General features: G+C 73.2%; 5 protein-coding genes. All 5 read left to right on the plus strand.

The window, feature by feature from the left end; translation table 11 throughout:
• The coding region (tap, locus tag IE134_RS33875) for a telomere-associated protein Tap (protein WP_373301894.1) at positions 1 to 1,989 on the plus strand (1,989 nt) is incomplete at its 5' end.
• Between the two features lie 6 nt (positions 1,990 to 1,995).
• Positions 1,996 to 2,553 carry a telomere-protecting terminal protein Tpg gene (tpg, locus tag IE134_RS33880; RefSeq protein WP_030719895.1) on the plus strand — a complete coding sequence of 186 codons (558 nt, stop codon included), beginning with the start codon at positions 1,996 to 1,998 and terminating at the stop codon, positions 2,551 to 2,553.
• 249 nt (positions 2,554 to 2,802) lie between these two features.
• Complete coding sequence (locus tag IE134_RS33885) at positions 2,803 to 3,309, plus strand: hypothetical protein (RefSeq protein WP_179888335.1); 507 nt, start codon at positions 2,803 to 2,805, stop codon at positions 3,307 to 3,309.
• A 251-nt stretch (positions 3,310 to 3,560) separates the two neighbouring features.
• Entirely contained in the window at positions 3,561 to 4,997 is a 1,437-nt protein-coding gene (locus IE134_RS33890; RefSeq protein WP_189432852.1) for a mobilization protein, read from the plus strand.
• A gap of 21 nt (positions 4,998 to 5,018) precedes the next feature.
• Positions 5,019 to 6,395 (plus strand): hypothetical protein, encoded by a 1,377-nt coding sequence (locus IE134_RS34505; protein WP_268248518.1) that lies wholly within the window; start codon positions 5,019 to 5,021, stop codon positions 6,393 to 6,395.
• The last annotated feature ends 128 nt before the right edge of the window (positions 6,396 to 6,523 follow it).

Below are 6,523 nucleotides of genomic sequence, written 5' to 3' on the forward strand. Positions count from 1 at the left end.
GGGCCGTCGGCAGTCGAGCCGACGCAGGACACGGTGGCCTCCCGAGCGCCTGCTGCGCCGCCTGCTGCGCCGTCGGCAGTGGAGCCGGCCAGGGCCCGGGCCGTACTCGCAGGTCCGGCGGCGGAGCCCGGAAGCACGACCCCCCACGCCCCAGCCCGTGTCTCTGCGGGTGCACCGCGCCCGCCGGCTGGGGTCGGGCCGATGTCACGGCGTCCGCCCGCGGGCCCTGCCCGCACAGCTGCCCCGGCCGTCGGGGCCGATCCGCGTTTCGAGAACGGTCCGCTCGCTGTCGTCGATGCCGTCGAGGGGCAGGTGCTGGCGTACTGTGTCGGCGGCCTGGTCCTGGACGTGCCGGCGAAGTCGCTTCCCGCGCTGGTGGAGTGGGCGCTGCGCGAGGCGCGGCTCGGTCAGCCGAAGTTGTCCGGCTCCGGTAAGGACGCCGACCCGCTGCTCGTTTTGACCGAGGCCGCGCTGGAGCGCTACGGCCTGCCTGTCGCTTTGACGGAGCAGGAGCGTCTGGCCGGCCGGATTCCGGAGGGCCATAAGGTCATCAAGCAGCTGACGCGCGCGAACTGGCAGCTGACCAAACGTGGGTTCGGGCCGTGGGGGCGGGTTTACCGCCCCGCGCAGGGTTCGGAGCGATCCTGCGTGCAGGTGTGTATCCCGTCGTGGGACGCGCTCGACACCCGGCACTGGGCCGGCGCTGCCCAGCTTGCGCCGGCTGATCTGGCCCGGCTGCTGGGTCTGTACGCGTCCCGGGTGATGACACCGCGCGGATCGACGGCCGTGACCGGCCTGGAACTGATGACCGCCCTGCACCCGCCGACCCGTGCCTCGCGGCCGGACGCGGCCGGGAAGCGGTATTCGGAGCACAACCCCGGGTCGCTGGGCAGGGACCCGGTGGACTGCGCGCCGTGCGAGGCCCCCGACGGGCACCCGCTCCTGGCCGGTCTGCCGCGCTTCCATCAGCGCACCCCGGCGGAGGTCCTGATGGAGGAGGCCTACGACTGGGCACGCCCGCTCACCGATACCGAGTGTCTTCACTCCCACCTGGTGGGCATCGATGTGAACATGGCCTTCGCCGCCGGCGCCAACGGTCTCACGGTCGGTCTCGGTGCGCCGGAGCACGTCCGGCAGCCCGTGTTCGACGCGAAGCTGCCCGGCTCCTGGCTGGTCGACCTGTCCCACGTCGACCTGTCCCGTGTGCGGGTGGCCAAGGACACCTGGGCGCAACTGGACGCGAGCCTGCTGCCAAGCCCGTTCACGCCCGGGGGCGAGCGCCCGACGGGCCCGGCCTGGTATGCGACACCCACCGTGGCGTACGCGGTGGAGCTCGGCTACGACGTCCACCCGGTCGAGGCGTACGTCCGCCGGGACAACGGCCGCTATCTGGACGCCTGGTACCAGCGGCTGCGTGATGCCTACCTCGCTACGATGGCCGACCTCGGCGTGCACGCCGACCTGCCGCCGCAGGAGTTCCTCGCGGCGATGGACGGCTACCGCCACCGTGACCCCCAGCTCGCGACCCTCGTGTCCGCGATCAAGGCGACCGTGAAGGGCGGCATCGGCAAGCTGCGTGAACGTCCCCGCGGCGAGGGCTGGAAACCCGGGCAGCCCTGGCGGGCCCTTGCCCGGCCCACCTGGCGCCCCGACATCCGTGCCGCGGTCATCTCCCGCACCCGGATCAACATGCACCGCAAGATCGTCAAGCATGCCGCGTTCACCGGCCAGTACCCGGTCGCGGTCCTCTCGGACTGCGCCGTCTACGCCTGCGACGGGCCCTCCCCACTGGACTTCCTGCCCTACCGGGACGGCAAGCCGCTGCCCGGCGGCTTCAAGCTCGGCATCAACCCAGGCCTGGTCAAGCACGAAGGCACCCAGAGCGTGCTGTGGGGCGAAGGTGTCCGCGAACAGTTCGACGCCCCCGGCCTGAACCTGGCCCGGTACATCAAGGACGGCACCGTCACCCACACCGACAACGGGGAGTAGCAGCCGATGAGCGGATTCGGCGACGGCCTGGACGCCGCGGTGCAGCAGGCGTTCACCCGCCCCCCGCCCAGGACCGCGCCCGCACAGATGCGTTACCTGGTCAGACAGCTCAAGAGCACCAGGGCGGTCGCCCGGATGCTGCGTGTGTCCCAGCGCACCGTGGAGCGGTACGTGAAGAACCAGATCAAAAAGCCCCGCCCGGACCTCGCCGCCCGTCTGGAGAACGAGGTCAGTAAACGGTGGCAGCCGCAGATCCGGGCCAGGGCCCGGCAGAAAGCCGCCACTACCAGCGGTATCGTCATCGACACCCGTGCCCGGATCGGCTACACCGCACCGGTCGGCACGACCGACGAAAACCGCATCCGGCACCTGACCGTGGCCCTGCCGCCCCGCTATGCTGCTCGTCTTTTCGACGCTCAGGAGCAAGGGGCTACCGAGCAGCGGTTGCGGGAGATCGCTGCCGAGGGACTCAGGGACGTGTACTTCCAGGACGACGGACGCCGCGCCGGATCCCTGGAGCGGGTCCGTTTCACGGACATCGAGCACGTCGAGTTCGGCCTCTGACCCGGCACAACCCGGCTACGACTGCCCACCCGACTCCACCCGACCCGACCTCACCCGACCTCACCCGACCCCACCTCACCCGGCCCCGTCGGTGCTTCCGGGGGTATCGGCCGGTTGTAGTGTGCACGCCTGCACGGTGACCACGGACCGCACCTGCCCGGCACTGCCCCCTGCAGGAGTCCGGGGACAGTCCTGGGCCTGGGACTTAATCCCTAGGAGGCTTTGGCACCTGGCTCACATACTGGCCCGATGAGCCCGATCTCCCCACGTCATCGGTTCCGGGACCCGCGCAGTACACGATGCGACTTCCTCGGGTCCATCCTCGTACGCTGCCCCAACTGCGACAAGACCGCACACGTCGGGACCGCGGAAGATCCGGCCGAAGTACGTGATCAGAACCTGTTCACACCCAGGCGCCTGGTCTGCCGGAACTGCGGGACGGCGAAGGATTCACGCCGTGGAGGCCTGGTCCTGCACCGAGACCCGTACGGGTCGGCCAGAGACCCGTACTTCGGCGTCCGGCTGTGGCTGCAGACCGAGACCCGACACGGCTGGGTATGGGCCTACAACCTGGAACACCTGGACCTGGTCAAGCGATTCGTGCAGGCATCCTTGCGTGAAGGGATCCCCTGGCACGACCACGGCCGGAAGATGACCGTGGTGGCACGTCTTCCTGCGTGGATGCAGCAGGCCAGGAACCGTGACGAGGTGCTACGGGCCATCGCCCGCATCCACGCCTCACTGCTCCGTACCTGACCCGGGAACAGGGAACGGTGGCCGCGCTGCACGCTCTCGCGACACCGGCGCCGCCCTTCCCCGTCGCTCCCGGCACCCCACCCCTCCGCCCCCGTACCGCTCTGCCGCACACCCCCGAACCGGGGCTCTCCCGGACCCGGTCCGCACGGTTCTGACGCAGGCTCTGGAGGCGATCGGCAGGGTGGACGAGGCGACCGTTCAGGTTATGCGGGAACGGCGCCCGCGGACATGAACGGGGAGTGCGGGCGGTGATGCCGAAGAAGGCGGAGGGCGGGGAGAGCACCGCGGACCTCCTGGCCTACCTCTTCGGCCCCGGCAACCACGAGGAGCACACCGACCCGCACCTCGTCGCGGCCTGGACTCCCGGCCTGCCCTGCCCGGCCCGCAACCCGGGCCGTATGACGCTCGCGGATCTCGCGCTCCTCCTGGACGCCCCGGTCGACGCCCTGCGCGGACCCCGCCCGGCCGAGCGCGTGTGGCACGTCTCCGTCCGCAACGAACCCGACGACCGGGTCCTGTCGGACCCCGAGTGGGCGACGGTCGCCGCCGAGATGGTGGCCGCCGCCGGCATCGCCCCTCACGGCGATACCCGGGCCTGCCGGTGGGTGGCGGTCCGTCACGCGGACGACCACATCCACCTGGTGGCGACCCTCGCCCGCCAGGACGGCCGCCACCCCCGCATCCGCGGCGACATCCCGAACATGCACACCGCTGTCCGCGCCTTCGAGACCGCCTGGGGGCTGGCACCTATGTCCCTGCTGGACCGGACCGCGCGCCGAGCCCCGGTCACGGGGGAGCGGGAGAAGGCCACCCGCCGCGGCCTTGCCGAGTCCGCCCGGGAGAGCCTCCAGCGCACCGTCCGCGAAGCCGCCGCCCTTGCCGCGGACGACGCCGATTTCCTGACCCGGCTGCGCGACGCGGGTGTGCGGGTGCGGGAGCACCACGACGGCAACGGCGCCCTGGACGGGTACGCGGTCGCGTTGCCCGGCGACCGCGCCGACCGCGGCAGCAGGCCTGTCTGGTTCTCCGGTAGGACCCTCGCCTACGACCTCTCCCTGCCCCGGATCCGTGAACGCTTCCACCCCATGATCGCGCCCGCTGATCTCGCCCGCGCGCACACCCGGATCCGCGAAGCCGCGACCCTCCTCGCCCGCGCGGGCCGTGCCGAGGGCGCCGGTGACGTCGCCGCCCTCGGCGACCTCCTGGTGGCGGCTGCCGCGACGTCCCCGACCGTCGTACGCGACCAGGTTCGTGCGGCGGCGGCCGCGTTCGAGCAGGCCTCCCGGACCCCCGGCACCCGCACCCTCCACGGCACCGCCCGCGCCCACTTCAAAGCCTCCGCCCGAGCCCTGGAACACGCGCCGAGAACAGCCCGTGGCGGCGGCGCACCCGCGGTCCTGAACCTCCTCATCGCGCTCGTCGAAGCCGTCGAGGCCGCCACCGCCTGGCACCGCGCCCAGCACCACCACGCCCAGACCCGGGCCGCCGCCCAGGCCGCCGCCCTGCTCCGCGAAGCCGCCACCCTCACCGGAACACCACCACCCACCCGACCGTCCCGCGCCTCCCGGAGCGTGCCGCGCACCGTACGGGTGACACCCGCCCCGACGCGTGGCCCCGCCGCGGCTCCGCCCGTTACCGGTGTACCGCCCCGACCGAACCCGAACCCGGGCCCGGGGCGTTCGCGCTGACCGTACGAAGGAGCCTCCACCATGACCACGCCCGCCGCCCCGCCCGGTGAGCCGTTGTCCGAAGCCCTCTCCGAGGCGGCGCAGGCCGCGGCGATGTCGGTGCGGCTGATCCTCACGATCGCGGACGCGGTCCGCCGCGCCGCCCAGAAACACCACCAGGGCAAGGAGAAGGAACTCGGCCCGGACGCGGAGGAACTCGCCGGGGGCTGGTCGGCCGAGCAGCTGCGCACCGTCCTGCCCGAGGGAGCTCTGAACGGTCTGATGGCCGGTGCGGACTGGCCGCTGATGGCCCGCCACCTCACCTCGCTCCAGCAGGCCGGCGTCGACCTCACCACGTTCCTGCCGAACCTGGGCCGCATGGCCTCCGCCGTCGAGCAGGCCGTCGCCCGCAACACCGCCCGCATCCAGGCGGAGGGCACCGACCGGTGGGCCGACCTCCTGCGCCGGACCATGCCCGCAGGCCTGGTCCGGGACGCGATCCTCGCCTCCCCGGCCTGGCCGGACATCGCCTCCAGGATGGGCCGCCTCCACGAGCAGGGCGTCGACGTCGCCCGGATCCTGACCGACGCCCACGCCGCCGGCCTCGGCGTCGACCAGGCCGTCGCCACCGCCACCGCCCGGACCTCCCCCCGAGCCCCGGCGCCCGCCCCCTCGCCGACCGCCCCAACTCCGGCGCCCGAGCCCGCCGTACGGCCTGAGTCCGTCGTACGGACCGCGCCCTCGCGCGCGCCCGCGACGGCTCCGGCCCCCGCCGTACGGCCCGCACCCGCGGCCGCCCCGGCTCCGGCGGCCGCCGTACGGTCCGAGCCCGCGCCGGCTCCGGCTTCGGCGCCCGATCCGTGGGCCGTCCGACCTGTCCCGCCGGTGAGTACGGACGCGAGGCGGGCCTGGGGCCCGTTGACCGAGGGTTTGAAGATTCCCCGCGATCTCGATCTCGCCGACCGTGTCCGCGCTCTGGACCAGCTCGGTATCAGCACCGGCGCTCACCGACTCCTGGTGGGCCGGGTCAACGAGGCCCTGCCCGAGCGGGACGCCGCGCTCCTGGTGAGCTCCCGCCCCTGGCCGCTGCTCGCGCACCGCATGCACACCATGGCCCAGGCGGGCGAGCCCTTCACCGCACACCTGGCCCGCATCGCCCCCGACACCGCGGCCTGGCGCACCGGCCCGCCCGCCGACACGGCGAAGCGTCTGCTCCTCGCCGCTCACGGCGCCCTCACCACACCGCTGGACGCGCCCCTGCCCACCGGGCCCCGCGTCTCCGCCTCGGCGGCCCGCTCCCGCTCCACCACCACCGGCCCCGACACCGCCGCGGACCAGCAGCCGGCCCCCGCCGAGCCCGCCGCCCGCGCGCACCACCGGCAGACCGCCCCCGCACCGAGGCAGGGGCGCGGACGGTAGAACCAGGGCCGGGGAACTAAGCGGGAGATGGGATCGCGCCGTGCCGGGCGCGGGCAACAGGCCGTCACCAGATGCCCAGCGAGGGACGCTCATACCTATGAGCCCCAACTTCTCCGGCGAGGAGGCTG

This window comes from Streptomyces rubiginosohelvolus, from assembly GCF_014649875.1.
Lineage (GTDB): Bacteria > Actinomycetota > Actinomycetes > Streptomycetales > Streptomycetaceae > Streptomyces > Streptomyces rubiginosohelvolus.